Raw genomic sequence first — 18,319 nt, forward strand, 5'->3', positions numbered from 1 at the left:
ATGAGCATATCCGCTTTAAAAAAAATCAAAGAGATTGGTTCAGCGTGGGTAGATACGCTTTCGGGTGCTGAACAGCCGAAAATGTACTTTGACCCGCAAGGGAGCAGTAGCGCTGTATTGGAAAAGTTGCCGCAACTCCAGCAAAAATATCGTCCGACGCCGTGGTTGTCGAATACCCATGCGCATTTGCTGTATTTTGATGTGGTGAAAAAGCGTCGAATTCAGCTTGAATATAATCGTATTGATCAACTGACCATGCAAGATGGTGGGGTTGCGGCGGTCGCTTGGTATGGTTTAGATTTACCCGTAGAAACGCCAACCATTCTGGTATTACATACCATCACAGGAAATTTGGCCAGTATGCGCGAGTTAGTGCGAGATTTACATCAACATACAGGTTGGCGCATTGCTTTATGTTTACGCCGTGGTCATGCGGATTTGCCGCTACCTGTACCAAAAATGAGTTTGTTTGGTCCAACCTCAGACTTACAAGAACAAGTGGCATATATCCAGCAACAATTTCCAGACTCGTGCTTATATGCGGTGGGTTCATCTGCGGGTACGGGCTTATTGGTTCGCTATTTGGGTGAGCAAGGATTCGATACGCCTTTTAAAGCGGCTTTTGCCTTATGTCCAGGCTATAACACCGAACTTGGCTTTGATAACATCCATCCGTTTTATAGTAAGGTCATGACCAAAAAGTTGTTTAAGACTTTTATTCACCCTTATGTGCAAACGTGGCAGCCAGTGGCATCGCTACCAAAGGTGCTCGCGGTTAAAACACTTGCTGAATTTGAAAAAAGTTATTTTGAAATGGCGGGCTTTAAGGATTATGTCAGCTATACCCAAGCAATTAACCCAATTCACGTATTTGAAAATGTCAAAATTCCATTGATGGTTTTAAATTCGGAAGATGATCCCGTGTGTCACATCAAAAATTTTGAGCCGTACAAATCACTGATTCAGCGCATGGACAATGTGATTGTCGTGACCACTAAAAAGGGTAGTCATTGTGGTTTTTATGAAGGTTTTACACAGACCCGCTCTTGGGCAGCAAAACTAATGGCAGATTATCTGAAATTACATGCAGATTAAGATGTTGTAGTTTTCATATCCACATGAAAAAACCAGTTCAATTGAACTGGTTTTTTCAAATAAGCTTTAAATTATTTGTTGTCTAAAGCAGGTGTAGCAGCAGCAATTGCAGCGGCAACAGCATCATCTTCAGACTGAGTCGCTGTATTTGGTTTTGTTTGTGGAGCTACTTGAGCTGGTTTTACTTCCGCTTTAGGCGCTTCAGTCACTTGAGTTGAAGTGGCTTGAGTTGAAGTGGCTTGAGTTGCTGCTGGTTTAGGCGTTTCTTCACGACGAATTTCAGTTGTCGTATTTGGTGTTTCTTGACGCTCTACTTCAACTTGAGCAGGAATCACAACTTCAGCTTCTGGTTGCGATGCTTCTAATGGTTGGAACTGGACTTGTTCAGTCGGTTCTGATGCAGCTTGAGCAGTGTCAGTTTGTTCATCCTTCGGCTCTTCTTTTTTCACACATGCCGTAAGTAGTAAACCCATTGCAAGGGCGCCACAAATTAAAAATTTCTTATTCATAATTGCACAAAATAAAGCATAAATAGAGTGCACGTAGTATAGCAGTAAAATTACAGATGAAAAATCCTGAGATTCCCTACTAAATTTTTATCGGAAATGCTGATAGAATAGCCAATTGTTTATTGATCTATGAATTGCTGCTAATTGACTTTGCTTTCTAGGTGCAGAGTAAAGTAAAATCGCACAACATTGTAGGCCGATTTAGGCTCCATTGTACGAGAAACTTAATGACCCATTTTATTTTCGTTACTGGTGGTGTAGTTTCATCACTAGGTAAAGGTATTTCAGCTGCTTCAGTTGCTGCACTTTTAGAAGCCCGTGGTTTAAAAGTCACCATGGTCAAAATGGATCCATACATTAATGTCGATCCAGGGACGATGAGCCCATTCCAGCACGGTGAAGTTTTTGTCACAGAAGATGGTGCTGAGACTGACTTGGATTTGGGTTATTACGAACGTTTCTTGCGTCGTGCAAAAATGACCAAGCTCAATAACTTTACTTCTGGCCGTGTTTATCAAGACGTACTTAATAAAGAACGTCGTGGTGATTACCTAGGTGGTACTGTTCAAGTAATTCCCCACATTACAGATAATATTAAAGAACGTGTACTTCGCGCAGGCGAAGGTTATGACGTTGCCATCGTAGAAATCGGTGGAACAGTAGGTGACATTGAATCTCTCCCATTCATGGAATCTGTACGTCAGCTTATGGTTGAATTAGGTCATAAACGTACCATGCTTATGCATTTGACGTTGTTGCCTTATATCAAGTCTGCGGCTGAGTTAAAAACCAAACCAACACAACACTCTGTAAAAGAGTTGCTTTCAATTGGTATTCAACCAGATATCTTAATCTGCCGTACTGAATACGACGTTGATGCAGACACTACACGTAAAATCGCTTTGTTTACCAACGTAGAAGCACGTGCGGTTGTGGTATGTAAAGATGCGAAAACGATTTATCAAATTCCTCGCACATTCTATGAACAAGACGTTGACGATTTAATCTGCGAACGTTTTGGCTTCAATGATTTGCCAGAAGCGGATCTTTCAGATTGGGACAATGTGGTAGAAGCATTGTTAAATCCTGAATACACGGTTCGTGTTGCGATGGTGGGTAAATATGTTGAACTTCCAGATGCTTATAAATCTGTAAACGAAGCATTGTTACATGCAGGTATTCAAAATCGCGTTAAAGTTCAAATTGATTATGTAAATGCTGAAGATCTTGAAAGCCAAGATGTAGCAACTGCATTGAAAGATGCTGATGCGATTCTTGTACCAGGTGGTTTTGGAGAGCGTGGTACTGAAGGCAAAATGAAAGCGATTCAGTATGCGCGTGAAAACAATGTACCATTCCTTGGTATTTGTTTAGGCATGCAGTTGGCTGTAATTGAATTTGCACGTAACGTTGCGGGTATTGCAGATGCGACTTCTACAGAATTCAACCGTTCAACTAAATCACCATTAATTGGTTTGATTACAGAATGGTTAGATGAGCGTGGTGAAGTTCAACAGCGTAGCCTAGAGTCTGACCTTGGCGGTACGATGCGTTTAGGTGCACAGAAATCTGAATTGGTTGAAGGCACAAAAACACGTGAAGTGTATGGTAAGGCTGAAATTATCGAGCGTCACCGTCACCGTTACGAAATGAACAACCGTTTCATTCCTGCAATTGAAGCTGCGGGTATGAAGGTTTCAGGTTACTCTCCAGTGCAACATTTAGTTGAAACTGTTGAAATTCCTCAACATCCTTGGTTTATTGCTGTACAATTCCACCCAGAATTTACCAGTTCTCCACGTGATGGACATCCATTATTTGCAGGTTTCATTGGTGCAGCGAAAGCAAAACATCAAAAAGCTTAAATAAAGTATGTCTAGGACTAAACTAGGAAAGTTTAAATGTCACAATTAAAACCACAAGAAATTGTACGTTTAGGCGATATACAAATGGCAAACCACTTGCCATTTGTACTATTCGGCGGCATGAACGTATTAGAGTCAAAAGATTTAGCTTTTGAAATTGCAGAAACCTATGTTGATATTTGCAAGCGCTTAGACATCCCTTATGTGTTTAAAGCAAGTTTCGATAAAGCGAATCGTTCGAGCTTAAATTCATTCCGTGGTCCTGGTTTGGAAAAAGGAATTGAATGGTTGGCTGACATTAAAAAGCACTTTAATGTGCCAATCATTACCGATGTACACGAGCCGTATCAAGCGGCTCCAGTGGCTGAAGTGGCTGATATCATTCAGTTACCTGCTTTTTTAAGCCGTCAAACTGACTTGGTTGAAGCAATGGCGAAAACCGATGCCATTATCAACATTAAAAAAGCACAATTCCTTGCACCGCATGAAATGCGTCATATTTTGCATAAGTGCCTAGAAGCTGGAAATGACAAACTCATTCTCTGTGAACGTGGTTCTGCATTTGGCTACAACAACCTTGTTGTAGACATGTTGGGCTTCGACATTATGAAAGAAATGAATGTTCCTGTGTTCTTTGATGTGACCCATGCACTTCAAACCCCTGGTGGTCGTACAGACTCTGCGGGCGGTCGCCGTGCGCAAATCACGACATTAGCGCGTGCAGGTATGGCAACGGGTTTAGCAGGTTTGTTCTTGGAAGCACATCCAGATCCTGAAAAAGCCAAATGTGACGGTCCTTGTGCTTTGCGCATGTCGCAGCTTGAGCCGTTCTTAGCGCAGCTAAAAGAATTAGATACCTTGGTAAAAGGTTTCGCAAAATTAGATACTCATTGATGCTTTCTAAGGCATCTCGTTATTAATCAACTGAGGAATTATTCATGAGCCAAATCGTTGACATTCGTGCACGTGAAATTTTGGACTCTCGTGGTAACCCAACCATCGAAGCAGACGTTATCCTAGAATCTGGTGTTGTAGGTCGTGCATGTGCACCTTCTGGTGCTTCAACTGGTTCTCGTGAAGCTTTAGAACTTCGTGATGGCGACAAAGCGCGCTATTTGGGTAAAGGTGTTAAAAATGCGGTTAACAACGTAAACACTTTAATCCGTGACGCTTTAGTGGGTAAATCAGTATTTGAGCAAAAAGACATCGATAGCACGATGATCGCGCTTGATGGTACTGAAAACAAAGAAAAACTAGGTGCTAACGCAACTCTAGCTGTTTCTTTGGCTGCTGCACGTGCTGCTGCGACTGAAAAGAAAATTCCTCTTTTCCAATACATCGCAGATTTACGTGGTCAAACAACTTTGAGCATGCCTGTACCAATGATGAACATCATCAATGGTGGTTCACACGCAGACAACAACGTTGATATCCAAGAGTTCATGATTGAGCCAGTTGGCTTCACTTCATTCGCTGAAGCATTACGTGCGGGCGCTGAAATCTTCCATTCTCTAAAATCAGTTTTAAACAAAAAAGGTTTAAACACTGCTGTAGGTGATGAAGGTGGTTTTGCACCGAACTTGCGTTCAAACGAAGAAGCAATTACGGTTATTCTTGAAGCCATTGGTCAAACTGGTTACAAAGCTGGTTCTGATATTATGCTTGCGCTTGACTGTGCATCTTCAGAATTCTACAAAAATGGTCAATATATCCTTGCAGGTGAAGGCAATAAAGCATTTACAAGCAACCAGTTCTCTGACTATTTGGCAGGTCTTGTAAACCAATATCCAATTATCTCTATTGAAGATGGTTTGGATGAGTCTGACTGGGAAGGTTGGTCTTACTTGACTTCAATCCTTGGTGACAAAATCCAATTGGTTGGTGACGATTTATTCGTAACGAATCCTAAGATTTTACAACGTGGTATTGACCAGAAAGTAGGTAACTCTATTCTGATTAAGTACAACCAAATTGGTACTTTGACTGAAACTTTAGATGCAATCTACCTTGCTAAAGCAAATGGTTACTCAACTGTCATCTCTCACCGTTCTGGTGAAACTGAAGATTCTACCATTGCGGATCTTGCAGTAGGTACAGCGGCTGGTCAAATCAAGACGGGTTCACTTTGCCGTTCTGACCGTGTTGCAAAATATAACCAATTGCTTCGTATTGAAGAGTTGACTAACGCGATCTATCGCGGTAAAGCTGAGTTCAAAGGTTTGAACTAAGCGATTGAATGCTATCTATGTTAAATGTATTTGACTCCGTTGCGAGTAAATTACTATTGGGCCTTGTGATCGTACTGATCGCAGGGTTTCAGTATTTATTCTGGTTTGGTGAAGGTGGTTATCACGATCATCAGCAACTGACCCAAAAAATCCAACAACAAACAGAAATCAATGATGAGCTAAAAGAACGTAATCGTGTTTTAGCCGCAGAAGTTTATGATTTAAAAAATGGTGTTGAAGCCATAGAAGAACATGCACGTTTAGATTTGGGTTTAATCAAACCGCGTGAAACCTTTGTGCAAATGAGCACCATCAGTACGCAATACAAACCGATTTATATTGATCCAAACGCCAAAACAGATTTACGTACAAATGAAGACGACAATCCCATCCCACCAGAGCCAGTCAATGCACAATAAGCTTTGGGTGGTGATTCCTGCTGCTGGTTCTGGACGTCGTTTTTCTCAGTCTGAATTAAAACAATATCAATTGCTTGATCATAAAACCGTGCTTGAACATACGGTGGAGCGATTAAACGGTCTGGCTTTAGCAGGTTACGTACTTGCTATAGCACCAGATGATGATGTGATTTCAACTTTAGCCTTAGCTGCCGCAGAAAAAGCCCATTTTTGTGCTGGTGGTAAAGAGCGCGTTGACTCTGTACTGAATGCTTTGAATCATCTTACACAAATTGCAGATGCAAATGATTGGGTATTGGTGCATGATGCTGCACGTCCATGTGTCACCTTAGATGCCTTGCACGCATTGGTCAATAAAGCAGTTGAAACTGATCAAGCGGCCATTCTTGCGATTCCTGTGCGAGACACCTTAAAGCTGGTACAAACGCAAGATTTAATCAGTAATACGGTTAGCCGTGAGTCTTTGTGGCAAGCACAAACGCCGCAGATGGCGAAATTGGGGGTTTTAAAGCAGGCGATTGAGCAGGCTCTACAAAACCGCCAAGTGATTACCGATGAAGCCAGTGCACTTGAATATGCAGGGCATCCAGTCAATGTGGTGCAAGGGCGTTCGGATAATATCAAAATTACCTATCCCGATGATTTGCAGTTGGCGCGTTTAATTACCCGTTCACAAGCATAATGTTTGGGTTTTAATACCCCAGTAGAGTGCGTTTACGAAATAAATGCGCTGAACATGGAATTAAGCATTCACTCTGCTGCACTTTAAATTTATACTCTGCTCTTTTAGCTGTATTGCCTCTCAAGATGATACCTTCTCAACAGTATCGTTTCTTACGCCAATCCCTGCGTGATGGTCGAAGTATTAAGGACGATTCCTCCAAATGGCACCGTTTGCGTTTAGATCCTTGGTTATTAGGACTGTTGATCATTAACTCGATTATTGGTCTGATGGCGGTTTATAGCGCCACGGCTGAAGATATGAGTATGGTGCTACGTCAAGCAACCAGTTTTGGGGTGGGCTTTATTCTGTTGTTTATCTGTGCGCAGATTCCACCCAAGGTTTATCAAGCCACCAGTCCATATTTCTATTTGATTTCGATTGTGCTATTGGTTCTGGTATTGGTGATAGGTGATACACGCTTAGGGGCAAAACGTTGGTTGACGGTGCCCGGCATTGGCAGTGTGCAACCGAGTGAATTCATGAAGTTTGCTATGCCACTCATGATGGCGTGGTATTTTGCTAGAAAGCCATTTCCACCCAAATTGATTCATATTTTGGGGGCACTGGTCATTATGTTTGTACCGTTTGTATTGGTGGCATTGCAGCCCGATTTATCCATTGGTTTGATTATTCCAGGGATTTTTGTGCTGTTTTTAAGTGGTATGTCATGGCGCCTGATTTTGGGAGCATTTGCTGCATTAGCGGTTGCCGCGCCTGTGCTGTGGATGTATGTACTACAGACGTATCAAAAGAAACGGGTGTTGACGTTATTTGACCCTGAATCTGACGCGCTCGGTGCAGGCTGGAATATTATTCAGTCCAAAATTGCAATTGGTTCTGGTGGATTGATGGGCAAGGGCTATCTGGAAGGAACTCAATCACATTTAGGATATTTGCCTGAACATCATACCGACTTCATTTTATCGACCTACTCGGAAGAATTCGGATTCTTAGGAGTCATGTTCCTATTTGCACTTTATGCCGCAATTATTTTCCGCTGTATGATGATTGGTCTGAATTCATTCCATAACTATGGTCGTCTGTTGGCCAGTGCGATTGGTTTAACCTTCTTTTTCTTCGTTTTTCTAAACTCAGGCATGATCAGTGGGATTTTACCTGTCACAGGTGATCCATTGCCTTTAATGAGTTATGGAGGTACCGCGGTGATTGCACTGCTGGCTGGCATGGGTATTGTGATGTCGGTACATACGCACCGTTAAGATACATTGGCCCCGAAAGGGGCTTTTTTTATACTTTGACATAATTTTTCATCGCCACTACATTAAAATTTCAACATCATAATAGTTCTATAAATATATGAATTTAAATTGAAATAAATGAAATTATGCGGCTTTAGCATAATACTGCATGAAATTTGTGTATTTTGTACTCGCAAATGGTATATATATTGCTCATATTATAAGAAGCAATTATTGCAGGAGAGAAGCACAGTATGTGCTCGCCGAAGGAGCAACGACCCCGGAAACTCTCAGGCAGAAGGACTGTAATAATTTCAAAATCTGGAGAGAAGTGCATAAAGATAAAAAGGGCACTCACCGAAGGGGATGGTTATATATTCAATATGACCGAAGCTCTCAGGTACCAATGACAGATGGGGCATAACACAAGGAATGCATGCATTTCGAAGGAGTGCTTTATGCCACACATTATTGTTATTGGCTCTGGAATCACTGGGGTAACCTCAGCCTATGAACTTTCTCAATTGGGCTATGATGTGACCGTGATTGATAAACATCTTTATCCTGCAATGGAAACCTCTTTTGCCAATGGTGGTCAGCTCTCAGCATGTAATGCGGAAGTATGGAACCAAAAATCGACAGTGTTAAAAGGCATTAAATGGATGACACGCAAAGATGCTCCACTACTCTTGAATCCTTCATTTGATGTACACAAATATGCATGGTTGGTTGAGTTCTTAGGCAATATTAAGCATTATGAGGCAAATACCCGCGATACGGTGAAATTGGCACTGATGGCGCGTAAACGTCTTTTTGATATTGCTGAGCAAGAGCAGATTCAGTTTGATTTGGAAAAACGCGGGATTTTGCATTTTTACCATAATCAGGCCGATTATGAAGTAGCAACACGAGTGAATGAGTTGCTGCGTACAGGTGGTTTAGAACGTCATGCGGTTACATCAGAAGAAATCAAACAGATTGAGCCAAGTCTGACAGGAGACTACTTTGGTGGTTTTTATTGTCCAGGTGATGCTACAGGTGATATTCATAAATTCACAATTGGACTTGCCAAAGTCACTGAAAAATATGGGGTGAAATATCGTTTTGGCTTAGAAGTGACTGATGTACAGCATCATGAAAAAGGCGTGACCGTCGTCTGTAAAGCCAGTACGGAAAATATGAATGCCGAAGCACAAGCAAACGAATATTTTGAAGCCGATGCTGTCGTGGTGTGTGGTGGGGTTGGTAGTTATCAATTGGCGCATTTACTGCGAGATAAAGTGAATGTGTATCCAGTAAAAGGTTATTCCATCACCATCAATCTGGAGGATGAGCAGAGTGTGCAGCATGCACCATGGGTGAGTTTACTCGATGAAAGTGCCAAGATTGTGACTTCGCGTCTTGGGGCGAGCCGCTTAAGAATTGCGGGTACGGCAGAGTTCAATGGCTATAACCGTGATATTCGTGCTGATCGGATTCAACCCTTGGTGGATTGGGCAAACAAGAATTTTGATATTTCGACTGAGAATGTGGTGCCTTGGGCAGGCTTACGTCCAATGATGCCGAATATGATGCCGATAGTGCGTCGTGGTCGACGTGAACGGGTATTTTATAATACAGGACATGGACATTTAGGCTGGACTTTATCAGCGGCTACAGCAGTCATGATTAGTCATGAGATTGCTTCGGCTTATCCTGCTTAACTTAATGTCCATATTGAAAAAAGCACAGAATTTTCTGTGCTTTTTTATTCTATAAAATTTGAGTGGATTAATCATAAAGACGATATACGCCAGTGAAACGCTCACAGCCTTTTTGCTGGGTTTTAACTGTTAAAATCGCTTTGTTAAAATCAAACTGATATTTACAGTCATGTTCATTATCTACAATATTTTGCTTCTTTTCGGGTGTGGTATACGCTAAGAATGGGACGGTTTGAGTGTCTTTCTTGTTGTTTGGGTTGCGGTAGGCAATACCTTCAATCTTAATGCTGTCTTTGCTGAGTTGATGCACTTGTAAGTGAATCGGATGCTTCGCCAGTTTACCGTGCTCAACTTTTAAATAATGTTGAGTCAAACTCTGATTGAGTGAAGTATAGAAATTCAAATCATCTGTGCGTAGTTCAAATTGCTGATTAAAACAAGATTCAGTTTTACATTGTTGCACACGTTTCAGCCAGATACTGTGTGTGTCATCCAACAGGCGTAAAGGTGCATCACTAATCAGAAAAGCGGTTAAATATTGATTTTTGAGTTTTTGGCGTTGTTGATCAAAAGCACTCGAACACATCGTTTTCATTGCCGAATTGTCTGGTGCACTGCAATCAATTTCTTGAGCATAGCTCAGGCTACTGTATATACAGCCGAGACCAATGAAAGATGCTATAGTTTTAAAGAATTTAATGTCTGTATTCAACAACATGATGACTTATACTTTCACAACACTGTGCTGGTGTAACTATAACGAAGTCGAAACACTGAATACAAGATTTCAAACATTTATTTCTGAGGGAGCGTAATTTAATGGTCGCACATATTCGAATTGGTCAGGGAATGGATGTTCACGCTTTTGAAGAAGGCGAATTTGTTACTTTGGCAGGGGTGAAAATTCCACATACACATGGTTTAAAAGCACATTCAGATGGAGATGTGGTTTTGCATGCACTGTGTGATGCCTTATTGGGTGCACTGGCACTGGGTGATATTGGTCAACACTTTCCAGACACAGACCCTGAATTTAAAGGGGCGGATAGCCGTGTATTGTTGAAACATGTTTATCAGTTAATTTTGGATCGTGGGTATGTCTTGAATAATGCGGATATGACCGTGGCTTGCGAACGCCCGAAACTGGCAAAGCATAATTTAGAAATGCGCCAATCTATCGCCGATGTGTTAGATGTGGATGTTACTCAAATTAGTATTAAAGCAACAACCACAGAAAAATTAGGTTTTACTGGCCGTCAGGAAGGAATTTTAGCAACTGCAACGGTGTTGATTAGTCATCAAGCAAAATGACCTGCACTCATAAGCGATTGTTGTAATTCTTTGGTAGCTTTACGACCTTGCAGTTGTAAGGCTACCGCATGAATCAAGCCCGTCCAAGTTTCATTGGGTTCCCAAACTGTATGTAACAGGTCCTGAGCCGTGGCAATGTCCATATCCATATAATATTGGCGATATAAGTACATCAGGCTGCTGACGCGCAGGTTTTTAGCACAATGTACCCAAACCATCTGTTCTTGCACCAAGTGATCCAACATATCCAGTACCAGCATACATTGCTCATCAGATGGGGTATCCCAAAGAATTGGAATGTGAATGTAATTCAAACCCAATTCTAAGCACGCACGATCTTCATGCGGCAGATGGTTGTCTGCATCATTCAAAGCAAGGTTAATCACAGTCGTGATGCCATATTCTTTGATCAGCTTTAACTGTTCAATGGTTGGTTGCCCTGAACTAAATAAATGTTCATGGATAAACTGGAAATGGTCAATGTGACTTAAGGCGTTTTCAAGTTGATTCATAACGGTGACTTTATTTGGCAGTAAAACAAAACGCCATCCTGTAGGATGGCGCTTGAAGGCTTAGCGGTTTGGTAATACGTCTTTCAAAGCTTCATGCATATCGAGCAATACTTTTTCAGTGGTATCCCAGTCAATACAGCCATCTGTAACTGACTTACCATATTCTAAATCATCGAGGTTTTCAGGGATATCCTGACGACCACCTTTTAAATGGCTTTCAACCATAATACCAACGATTGATTTATTGCCATCCAAAATCTGTTCTGTAATGTTTTTCAGAACGAGAGGTTGTAGGAACGGGTCTTTGTTTGAGTTGGCATGACTGGTGTCAATCATGATTTTAGTGCTGACTTTAGCTTTGGCTAAAGCATTTTCAGCTTCTGCAACTGATCCAGCATCATAGTTAGGTTTGCCATTACCGCCACGTAATACCACATGTGCATATGGGTTACCGCTGGTGCGAATGACAGATACTTGACCATGTTCATTCAGACCTAAGAAGTTGTGACCATGTTTTACTGACTGCATCGCATTGGTTGCAACCGTTAAGCCACCATCTGTACCATTTTTGAAGCCTACAGGTGAAGATAGACCTGAAGACATTTCACGGTGAGTCTGGCTTTCTGTGGTACGTGCACCAATCGCAGACCAAGAAATTAAATCTTGATAATACTGAGGTGAGTTAGGATCAAGGGCTTCAGTTGCGCAAGGCAAACCTTTTTCATTCAATTCCAACAGTAATTGACGACCAATACGCAGACCTTTTTCAATATTGAATGAGTCGTTCATGTCTGGATCGTTAATTAAGCCTTTCCAACCTACTGTCGTACGTGGTTTTTCAAAATACACGCGCATGACGATATAAAGGGTATCTTTAACTTTTTCGCTCAAGACTCTTAAGCGATCAGCATAATCGTGTGCAGCAACGACGTCATGAATAGAACAAGGACCAATTACGACAAACAGACGCTTATCTTTACCATCTAAAATATTGCGAATTGTTTCGCGACCTTTAAGTACAGTTTGGTAGGCATGCTCAGTTAATGGCAATTCTTTTTTTAGTTCTGCTGGAGTTACTAAAGGTTGAATGCTTTTCACATTTACGTCGTCAATGTCTGATTGAGTAATAGGGGTTGGCTGTTGTGTATTCATTGCTGTCACTAGATCGATCATACAAGAGTTTTTTTAGTTGCCTGAATATAACACGATTTAATCAGTCTTTTGCTATACAAAAGACCAATAAAAGCGTGAAAAAAACCGATTATTCGCATATATAAATTAAACACTGTGTGATTTTTCAACAGTATAAACCATAGCCGTTGCCGGTTTTTGTACAGGTTTGGCTTTAACTGGGTGAATCATGAAGTTCATACCCAATGCAAATAAGGTGATCCCTAAAATTTTACGGATAATTTTTTCTGGTAGACGTGAACTAATAAGCGTACCCACAATAATCGCTGGAATAGAGCCGACCAATAACCAACCCAATAGGGCGAAATCGACATTACCTGAGCTCATGTGGCCTAGGCCTGCGACCAAGGTCAGCAATACTGCATGCACAACGTCTGAACCGATAATACGAATCATCGGTAAATTCGGGAACATAATGACCAGCGCCATAATGCCGAAAGCACCTGCACCGACTGAAGATAAAGTCACAAAGATGCCCAGTATCACCCCCATAAGAATAATATAGGCACGTTTATCTTTGGCTTGGAAATTCACTTTTTCCAAATCTTCACTCATGTCTAACTGTTCATCTTTACGGAATTTATTGAAAAAGCGTTCAATATGTCCGCGGAAGATAATAGAGACACCAGTCAGGGTTAGCATAAAGCCTAGCACCATGGTGAGTACGGATTTGTAGCTTGCAGATTGGCTGAGATAATTCTCAAGAACCCAATGCGTGGCAAAAGAAGCAGGAATACTGCCGACAGCGAGCCAAATCACAATGGGCCAAACAATATTCATTTTTTTTGCATGCACCATCGAACCACAAAATTTGGAGATTGATGCATAGAGAAGGTCGGTTCCGATGGCGATGTGAGGTTCAATCTTGAACAGGCTAATCAGAATAGGGGTCATCAGAGAACCACCACCTACACCTGTAATGCCTACACAGAACCCAACTAAAACACCTGCAAGAATATATTCAACAGAACCAAACATGAATAGAAGCCAAATATGATAAACCACGCATATGTTATGACTTTTTGAGATAAGTGTTTGTCTTGATAAATGATTTGCTTATGCAAAAAAACGCTAAAGCTTTTAAGCTTAGGATGAGTCGAAACATTAAAAACGATGCTTTTGGGGTTTATCTTTCTGCTTTAAATCATTCATTAATAGTATTAAAAATAAAATAACAGGACTGGCGAATAACCACCAACTAATGAAACCAATTGAAATCCCGAATTTTTTTATAAAAATTGCAGCTGCAATAAGAAAAAGAATATAGGCGATGCTGCTGCTATATTGGGGGTAATGCGTCAAGAAGTGCCATTGGGATTGCTTGGTTTTGTCAATCTGTTTGCTACTGAGTAAATGTAAACACCACATCCCAAGCAGAATACATGTCATGCCAAAGATGATCATCATGATGCATTCACCTCATGAGCAGTAGAAACTTTTTTTCTTAGCTTTTGTGTTGCCTTGAGCTGGATTGGATGAATATTCCTAAAAATGAAATAGGCAAAGATTGCGAGAAGTAGAATAAACAGGTCAATTCTTAAAAATGACCAATAGCTATAGAAGTCATAGATATAGTGATGCTGTAGCAGATAAATGAAATCATAAATCACCAGACTGCTCGCAACGAAGCATAAACCTGCAAGTTGTGAGCGCCACAGCCATTGTTTAGGTGTACACAGTGCAATTACAAGGCTTAAGCCCCAAGTGCTAAAAAACGCATAAATTTCATAATTGGGTGTGTCTGAAGTCATCGTTACAATGCGATTGGTCATTAGGTAAACCAGCATTGCCGTAGGTAGACCGACAAAAGTTGCAATGTTGAAACGATCAACCAGATAATGTCCCAAATGGAACTGACCTGATTTATTTTGTAATTGGCGTTTCAGGCTCCACAGTAATAAGCCAGAGGCAATCATGCAACAGCCAAGCAAGCCTGAGAAAAAGAAGGCAAGGCGTAAAGCAGGCTGTGCAAAGGTCGCCATATGCAAGCCATACACACCAAAATTTAAAGTTGCAATTGCACTGTCATTACGTGTGTTTTGAATAATTGCAGCATCTGTTCCAGTGAGAGTGATCTGCGGTTGATTGCCTGTAATTGTAGAGTCTTGTAATTGAGTAAAGGTATAAAGTGATTGATTGCTATTCGGATTTTGTACAGTGATTGAGCGGAGTGGTTGTTGTCCCCATTGCTGTTCAACAGTGTGCAGTAATTGCGCCATGCTCAAGTCGGTTTGAGCGACAGGAGTCGTATTTTGCTGAATCGCCTGTGTTCTAATTTCGGTAAAGTATTGATAGGGATTATCTGGATAAAGTGTTTTCATGCCCCATGGAAAATATAAATAGAAAAAAATGGCTAGCCCCGTAAAGGTAATCATTAAGAAAAACGGGAGTGCAATCACTGAGCTTACATTATGAAAATCGAGCCAAGACCGTTGTGATTTAAAGGTTCTTAACGTAAAAAAATCTGTGAAAATCTTTTTATGGGTGATAATGCCTGAAATCAGAGCAATCAACATGATAAAAGCAGCAAAGCAGACCGCAAGTCGCCCAATATTCACAGGCAAACCAAACAGCTGATAATGAAAACGATAGAAAAAATCACCGCCTTCTGTTGCTGAAAGACTGAGTTCTTGTCCAGAATTCGCATCCAGCGTTTTACTTTCATAACTACCATCTGCTTTTTGCCAGTAAATGGTATTCACAGGCGATTCAGGCGTGGCGATGCCAATAAACCAAGATTTTGCATCCGCAGTATGGGTTTGCAAATAAGTCGTAGCAGATTGAATGGCAGTCTGTTGTTGAATATCGTATTGAGTCAGTTGAGGCTGCATCCATAAATTCACTTCATGGCGATAATAGGAAGCTGTTCCCATCAGGAAAATGGCAAAAATCACCCAACCTAGCAGTAAGCCTGTCCAAGAGTGCAACCATGCCATCGATTGTCGAATACTTTTATGCATGAATTAACGCATTCCTAGAAAAAGTAAAAATACACAGCCAAATATTCCGCAACTTATTAAGGTCATTCGAAGCAATGATTGAATACAGAAACTTGTGATGACATAGCCAGCATAGAAGATCAGGCTGATAAAAGCAGCCAAATAGATGGCTTCAGCTTTAGCTAGCTGATGATTTAGCAAATAAGTTAAGTCTAGGCTAAGTAGTGCGGCACAAATAAAACCCATGACAAAAGCGACAACAAAGCGATAAAGCACTTGCAGGCGATAGGTAGAAGTAATGGATTGCGCTTTACTCATAAATTTGACCGTTAAGGAAAATATAGAAAAGCCAAGCCTGAGTATTCAGACTTGGCGCGTGCATTAATATTTAAATTTCACAGACATCGTATAGTTTGCTGGCTCACCATAAAATGCTTGTCCATCTGGGAAGCTATTTAAGTACTTTTTATCGGTAATATTATTACCGTTGACTTGTAAGCTCACATGTTTGTTGACTTCATAGCTTGCCATCAAGTTGATTAGCGCATAATCATCTTGAGTGATGGTGCTGTTTAAATTTGAGTCATAGAGTTTAATATTGTCTTGCCATTGAAAGCCAGCGCCAACTTTTAATTTAGGTAAAGCAGATACTGTATACGTTGCCAATAAATTAATGGTTTGATTTGGATTATACGTTCGAGCTGCACCACCATTCTTCAAATCTTTCAGACTAAATTGGGTGTAACCGAATGCCATATTGATGTTATCGGTTAATTGACCTGACAAACCAACTTCTACCCCTTGAGAACGTAAGTCGCTGGTTTGTACTGTTCGATTAAGTGGATTACCATCTGAGCTGCGCAGTGGGTAATTATTTTGATCCGTTCTAAATACCGCAAGAGTTCCTGTTAATTTATTATCTAACCATGAGCTTTTAAAACCGGCTTCGTAGCTCTCACCTTCAACGGGTTTGAGTGCTTGCTTCGAGGTTTCTTCAATCCCTGTTTGTGGTCTGAAGATCGAGGTATAGCTCATATAACCTGTGTATTCTGGTGTGAAGTTATAAGTTAATCCTGCATAAGGAGATAACTTACTTTCATCATAGTTCATCGCTGAACCATAACTGATGCCTTTACTGCTGGCTTCAACATAGTTACCACCTAAAATAAGTTTTAAATCATTACTAAGATGTAAACGCGTGGCAGCATAGTAAGAGTTGATGTTTTGTTTATAGTCGGCTGCATCAGAAAATGCAGACCAAGTGACTGATTTGGGTGTCCAGCTTGCCCAATTGGTTGTGAGTTGTTTTGTATAAGGAATTCCCCCATAGATTTCAGTCACATTATTGATATTGCTGTCATTAATAAAGCCACTAGATTGCTGATCATTCTGTTCAGATTGAATGCGGCTATATCCGAAAGTGGCTTCGTGTTTTCGATTAAATAAGTCGTAACTTCCTTCAAAATTTAAGTCTGCAAGATGTTGACGTAAATGTTCTTTACCGCCCCAAGCTGTTAGAGAGACACCTGAACCATCGGCTTGTGGATTGCCATAATAATAGAGCAGGCGACTATTATGTTCTAAATCGTTGTAGTTATAGGTCAGTTTGGCTGCCCATTTATCGCCCAGTTTTTGTTTTAACTCTACAAAAGCATTCTGAGCAGTATTGTCCCAATGTGCCCAGTCAGGATTAGGATTGTATTTTTGATCGTAAACAAGCTGTTGACCATTTGCTCCAAGTAATGGTAACGCTCCCCAGTTGTTTGCATTAGGTTTATTCTGATTTTGGCTATAACCAACAGTTAACAAGGTCGTGTCAGTCAGATCGGCTTCAATAACTCCTGCAAAACCATTTTTTTCAGAAGTATACCGATCTAAATATGAGTCACCAGTTTGCTCATAGCCCATTAAACGACCGCGAACACGCCCATCGGAAGTCAGCGCACCAGACACATCTGCTTCATAGCGTTCGGTATCCCATGAACCATAGCTAATTCCTGCATTTGCTTGAAACTCTTTGGTTGGGCGTTTACGAATATTGTTAATTGTCGCGCTAGGGTCACCAAAGGCATTGGAAAGGGCATCGGCGCCTTTGATTACTTCAACTCGATCGTAAAAGAACGTATCAGGATTGGTATTATTGTAATTCCAATTAGAAAGCGGGTAGCCAACACTATCTGTAAGGATATTTGATATTTCAAAACCTCGAGCCATGTAGGTTGTACGTTCCGTTTCTTGGTTAAGCACCGTAACCCCCGGTGTATTTTTCAATACCTCGCGCGTAGAATTTAAATCAAAATCATCCATTTGCTGACGTGTTACTACATTCACAGTCTGTGGCGTTTCCTGCGCATCAATATTCAGTTTGGTCGCACTACTGCTTTTTTTAACGTTATATGCCTTGGTTTTCTCAGAGCTTTGATTACCTGTTTCATCTGCTTGTAACTGAATGGTAGAGAGGGTTGCAACATCATCTTCGGCAAAACTGAGATTGATATGAGCGATGGTAAGAGCAAGTAGGGAATACTTAAAGAGCGCGGGAGTTTTTGACATAATGAGTGATAATGTAAATGATTCGCATTAATTTTATTTTTAATTTTAATTATGTTCAATTGTGTAACTAT

18 protein-coding genes and 1 riboswitch are annotated in these 18,319 nt (G+C 40.9%); of the genes, 9 read left to right on the plus strand and 9 right to left on the minus strand.

All coding sequences use genetic code 11. The features are described 5' to 3' along the window. Positions 1-1,095, plus strand: a complete 1,095-nt coding sequence (locus ACWQ4X_RS10330) for a YheT family hydrolase (RefSeq protein ID WP_457903630.1) — start codon at positions 1-3, stop codon at positions 1,093-1,095. A gap of 71 nt (positions 1,096-1,166) precedes the next feature. Here ACWQ4X_RS10330 and ACWQ4X_RS10335 read toward each other — a convergent pair whose 3' ends face one another. Continuing rightward, positions 1,167-1,604 (minus strand): internalin, encoded by a 438-nt coding sequence (locus ACWQ4X_RS10335; protein WP_457903581.1) that lies wholly within the window; start codon positions 1,602-1,604, stop codon positions 1,167-1,169. A gap of 227 nt (positions 1,605-1,831) precedes the next feature. Here ACWQ4X_RS10335 and ACWQ4X_RS10340 point away from each other — a divergent pair, with 227 nt between their 5' ends. The 7 genes from ACWQ4X_RS10340 to ACWQ4X_RS10370 all read left to right on the plus strand — a co-directional run bounded on the left by ACWQ4X_RS10340 (position 1,832) and on the right by ACWQ4X_RS10370 (position 9,742). Next, entirely contained in the window at positions 1,832-3,469 is a 1,638-nt protein-coding gene (locus ACWQ4X_RS10340; RefSeq protein ID WP_100240681.1) for a CTP synthase, read from the plus strand. A 36-nt stretch (positions 3,470-3,505) separates the two neighbouring features. Continuing rightward, complete coding sequence (kdsA, locus tag ACWQ4X_RS10345) at positions 3,506-4,363, plus strand: 3-deoxy-8-phosphooctulonate synthase (protein WP_374527433.1); 858 nt, start codon at positions 3,506-3,508, stop codon at positions 4,361-4,363. 44 nt (positions 4,364-4,407) lie between these two features. Further along, entirely contained in the window at positions 4,408-5,697 is a 1,290-nt protein-coding gene (gene eno, locus ACWQ4X_RS10350; RefSeq protein ID WP_457903582.1) for a phosphopyruvate hydratase, read from the plus strand. A 17-nt stretch (positions 5,698-5,714) separates the two neighbouring features. Continuing rightward, complete coding sequence (gene ftsB, locus ACWQ4X_RS10355) at positions 5,715-6,116, plus strand: cell division protein FtsB (protein ID WP_457903583.1); 402 nt, start codon at positions 5,715-5,717, stop codon at positions 6,114-6,116. After that, positions 6,070-6,798 carry a 2-C-methyl-D-erythritol 4-phosphate cytidylyltransferase gene (ispD, locus tag ACWQ4X_RS10360; RefSeq protein ID WP_142768864.1) on the plus strand — a complete coding sequence of 243 codons (729 nt, stop codon included), beginning with the start codon at positions 6,070-6,072 and terminating at the stop codon, positions 6,796-6,798. The genes ftsB and ispD overlap by 47 nt, the downstream gene beginning before the upstream one ends. 125 nt (positions 6,799-6,923) lie before the next feature. After that, a complete protein-coding gene (gene rodA / locus ACWQ4X_RS10365) occupies positions 6,924-8,060 on the plus strand; it encodes a rod shape-determining protein RodA (RefSeq protein ID WP_457903584.1) in 1,137 nt (378 codons plus the stop codon). 206 nt (positions 8,061-8,266) lie between these two features. Continuing rightward, positions 8,267-8,355, plus strand: a riboswitch (glycine riboswitch). 142 nt (positions 8,356-8,497) lie between these two features. Next, complete coding sequence (locus tag ACWQ4X_RS10370) at positions 8,498-9,742, plus strand: D-amino acid dehydrogenase (RefSeq protein ID WP_457903585.1); 1,245 nt, start codon at positions 8,498-8,500, stop codon at positions 9,740-9,742. A gap of 67 nt (positions 9,743-9,809) precedes the next feature. Here the strand turns inward: ACWQ4X_RS10370 and ACWQ4X_RS10375 are convergent, their stop codons facing one another. Continuing rightward, positions 9,810-10,460 (minus strand): A1S_1983 family putative colistin resistance protein, encoded by a 651-nt coding sequence (locus ACWQ4X_RS10375; protein WP_457903586.1) that lies wholly within the window; start codon positions 10,458-10,460, stop codon positions 9,810-9,812. Positions 10,461-10,561: 101 nt separating this feature from the next. On the opposite strand from ACWQ4X_RS10375, the gene ispF reads away from it, so the two are divergent. Further along, positions 10,562-11,053, plus strand: coding sequence for a 2-C-methyl-D-erythritol 2,4-cyclodiphosphate synthase (ispF, locus tag ACWQ4X_RS10380; protein ID WP_100240687.1), 492 nt, complete (start codon positions 10,562-10,564; stop codon positions 11,051-11,053). Here ispF and ACWQ4X_RS10385 read toward each other — a convergent pair. From ACWQ4X_RS10385 to ACWQ4X_RS10415, 7 genes are all read right to left on the minus strand, one after another. Next, entirely contained in the window at positions 11,041-11,565 is a 525-nt protein-coding gene (locus tag ACWQ4X_RS10385) for a protein tyrosine phosphatase family protein (protein WP_457903587.1), read from the minus strand. The two genes, ispF and ACWQ4X_RS10385, sit on opposite strands and share 13 nt — an antisense overlap. A gap of 60 nt (positions 11,566-11,625) precedes the next feature. Then, the gene (locus tag ACWQ4X_RS10390) at positions 11,626-12,717 is read right to left on the minus strand and encodes a 3-deoxy-7-phosphoheptulonate synthase (protein WP_142768860.1); all 1,092 of its coding nucleotides are present in this window, start codon (positions 12,715-12,717) and stop codon (positions 11,626-11,628) included. Between the two features lie 126 nt (positions 12,718-12,843). Next, complete coding sequence (locus tag ACWQ4X_RS10395; RefSeq protein WP_457903588.1) at positions 12,844-13,734, minus strand: sulfite exporter TauE/SafE family protein; 891 nt, start codon at positions 13,732-13,734, stop codon at positions 12,844-12,846. Positions 13,735-13,860: 126 nt separating this feature from the next. Beyond that, the gene (locus ACWQ4X_RS10400; protein ID WP_457903589.1) at positions 13,861-14,163 is read right to left on the minus strand and encodes a DUF1634 domain-containing protein; all 303 of its coding nucleotides are present in this window, start codon (positions 14,161-14,163) and stop codon (positions 13,861-13,863) included. Further along, positions 14,160-15,716, minus strand: coding sequence for a PepSY-associated TM helix domain-containing protein (locus tag ACWQ4X_RS10405; RefSeq protein ID WP_457903590.1), 1,557 nt, complete (start codon positions 15,714-15,716; stop codon positions 14,160-14,162). Before ACWQ4X_RS10405 ends, ACWQ4X_RS10400 begins: the two co-directional genes overlap by 4 nt. A gap of 3 nt (positions 15,717-15,719) precedes the next feature. Continuing rightward, positions 15,720-16,013, minus strand: coding sequence for a hypothetical protein (locus tag ACWQ4X_RS10410; RefSeq protein ID WP_457903591.1), 294 nt, complete (start codon positions 16,011-16,013; stop codon positions 15,720-15,722). Positions 16,014-16,076: 63 nt separating this feature from the next. Further along, positions 16,077-18,248: a TonB-dependent siderophore receptor gene (locus ACWQ4X_RS10415; protein ID WP_457903592.1), complete on the minus strand. Its 2,172-nt coding sequence runs from the start codon at positions 18,246-18,248 to the stop codon at positions 16,077-16,079. Between the last annotated feature and the right edge of the window lie 71 nt (positions 18,249-18,319).

This window comes from Acinetobacter sp. NigerLNRRAM0016 (assembly GCF_054112845.1).

Bases quoted from the DNA above. Each gene is read 5' to 3' on its own strand.
- ispF (WP_100240687.1), top strand. From the start codon at position 10,562: ATGGTCGCACATATTCGAATTGGTCAGGGAATGGATGTTCACGCTTTT.
- ACWQ4X_RS10335 (WP_457903581.1), bottom strand. From the start codon at position 1,604: ATGAATAAGAAATTTTTAATTTGTGGCGCCCTTGCAATGGGTTTACTA.
- ACWQ4X_RS10400 (WP_457903589.1), bottom strand. From the start codon at position 14,163: ATGATGATCATCTTTGGCATGACATGTATTCTGCTTGGGATGTGGTGT.
- ACWQ4X_RS10385 (WP_457903587.1), bottom strand. From the start codon at position 11,565: ATGAATCAACTTGAAAACGCCTTAAGTCACATTGACCATTTCCAGTTT.
- ACWQ4X_RS10415 (WP_457903592.1), bottom strand. From the start codon at position 18,248: ATGTCAAAAACTCCCGCGCTCTTTAAGTATTCCCTACTTGCTCTTACC.
- ACWQ4X_RS10395 (WP_457903588.1), bottom strand. From the start codon at position 13,734: ATGTTTGGTTCTGTTGAATATATTCTTGCAGGTGTTTTAGTTGGGTTC.
- ACWQ4X_RS10390 (WP_142768860.1), bottom strand. From the start codon at position 12,717: ATGAATACACAACAGCCAACCCCTATTACTCAATCAGACATTGACGAC.
- ftsB (WP_457903583.1), top strand. From the start codon at position 5,715: ATGTTAAATGTATTTGACTCCGTTGCGAGTAAATTACTATTGGGCCTT.
- ACWQ4X_RS10405 (WP_457903590.1), bottom strand. From the start codon at position 15,716: ATGCATAAAAGTATTCGACAATCGATGGCATGGTTGCACTCTTGGACA.
- ACWQ4X_RS10375 (WP_457903586.1), bottom strand. From the start codon at position 10,460: ATGTTGTTGAATACAGACATTAAATTCTTTAAAACTATAGCATCTTTC.
- ACWQ4X_RS10370 (WP_457903585.1), top strand. From the start codon at position 8,498: ATGCCACACATTATTGTTATTGGCTCTGGAATCACTGGGGTAACCTCA.
- ACWQ4X_RS10330 (WP_457903630.1), top strand. From the start codon at position 1: ATGAGCATATCCGCTTTAAAAAAAATCAAAGAGATTGGTTCAGCGTGG.
- rodA (WP_457903584.1), top strand. From the start codon at position 6,924: ATGATACCTTCTCAACAGTATCGTTTCTTACGCCAATCCCTGCGTGAT.
- kdsA (WP_374527433.1), top strand. From the start codon at position 3,506: ATGTCACAATTAAAACCACAAGAAATTGTACGTTTAGGCGATATACAA.
- eno (WP_457903582.1), top strand. From the start codon at position 4,408: ATGAGCCAAATCGTTGACATTCGTGCACGTGAAATTTTGGACTCTCGT.
- ispD (WP_142768864.1), top strand. From the start codon at position 6,070: ATGAAGACGACAATCCCATCCCACCAGAGCCAGTCAATGCACAATAAG.
- ACWQ4X_RS10410 (WP_457903591.1), bottom strand. From the start codon at position 16,013: ATGAGTAAAGCGCAATCCATTACTTCTACCTATCGCCTGCAAGTGCTT.
- ACWQ4X_RS10340 (WP_100240681.1), top strand. From the start codon at position 1,832: ATGACCCATTTTATTTTCGTTACTGGTGGTGTAGTTTCATCACTAGGT.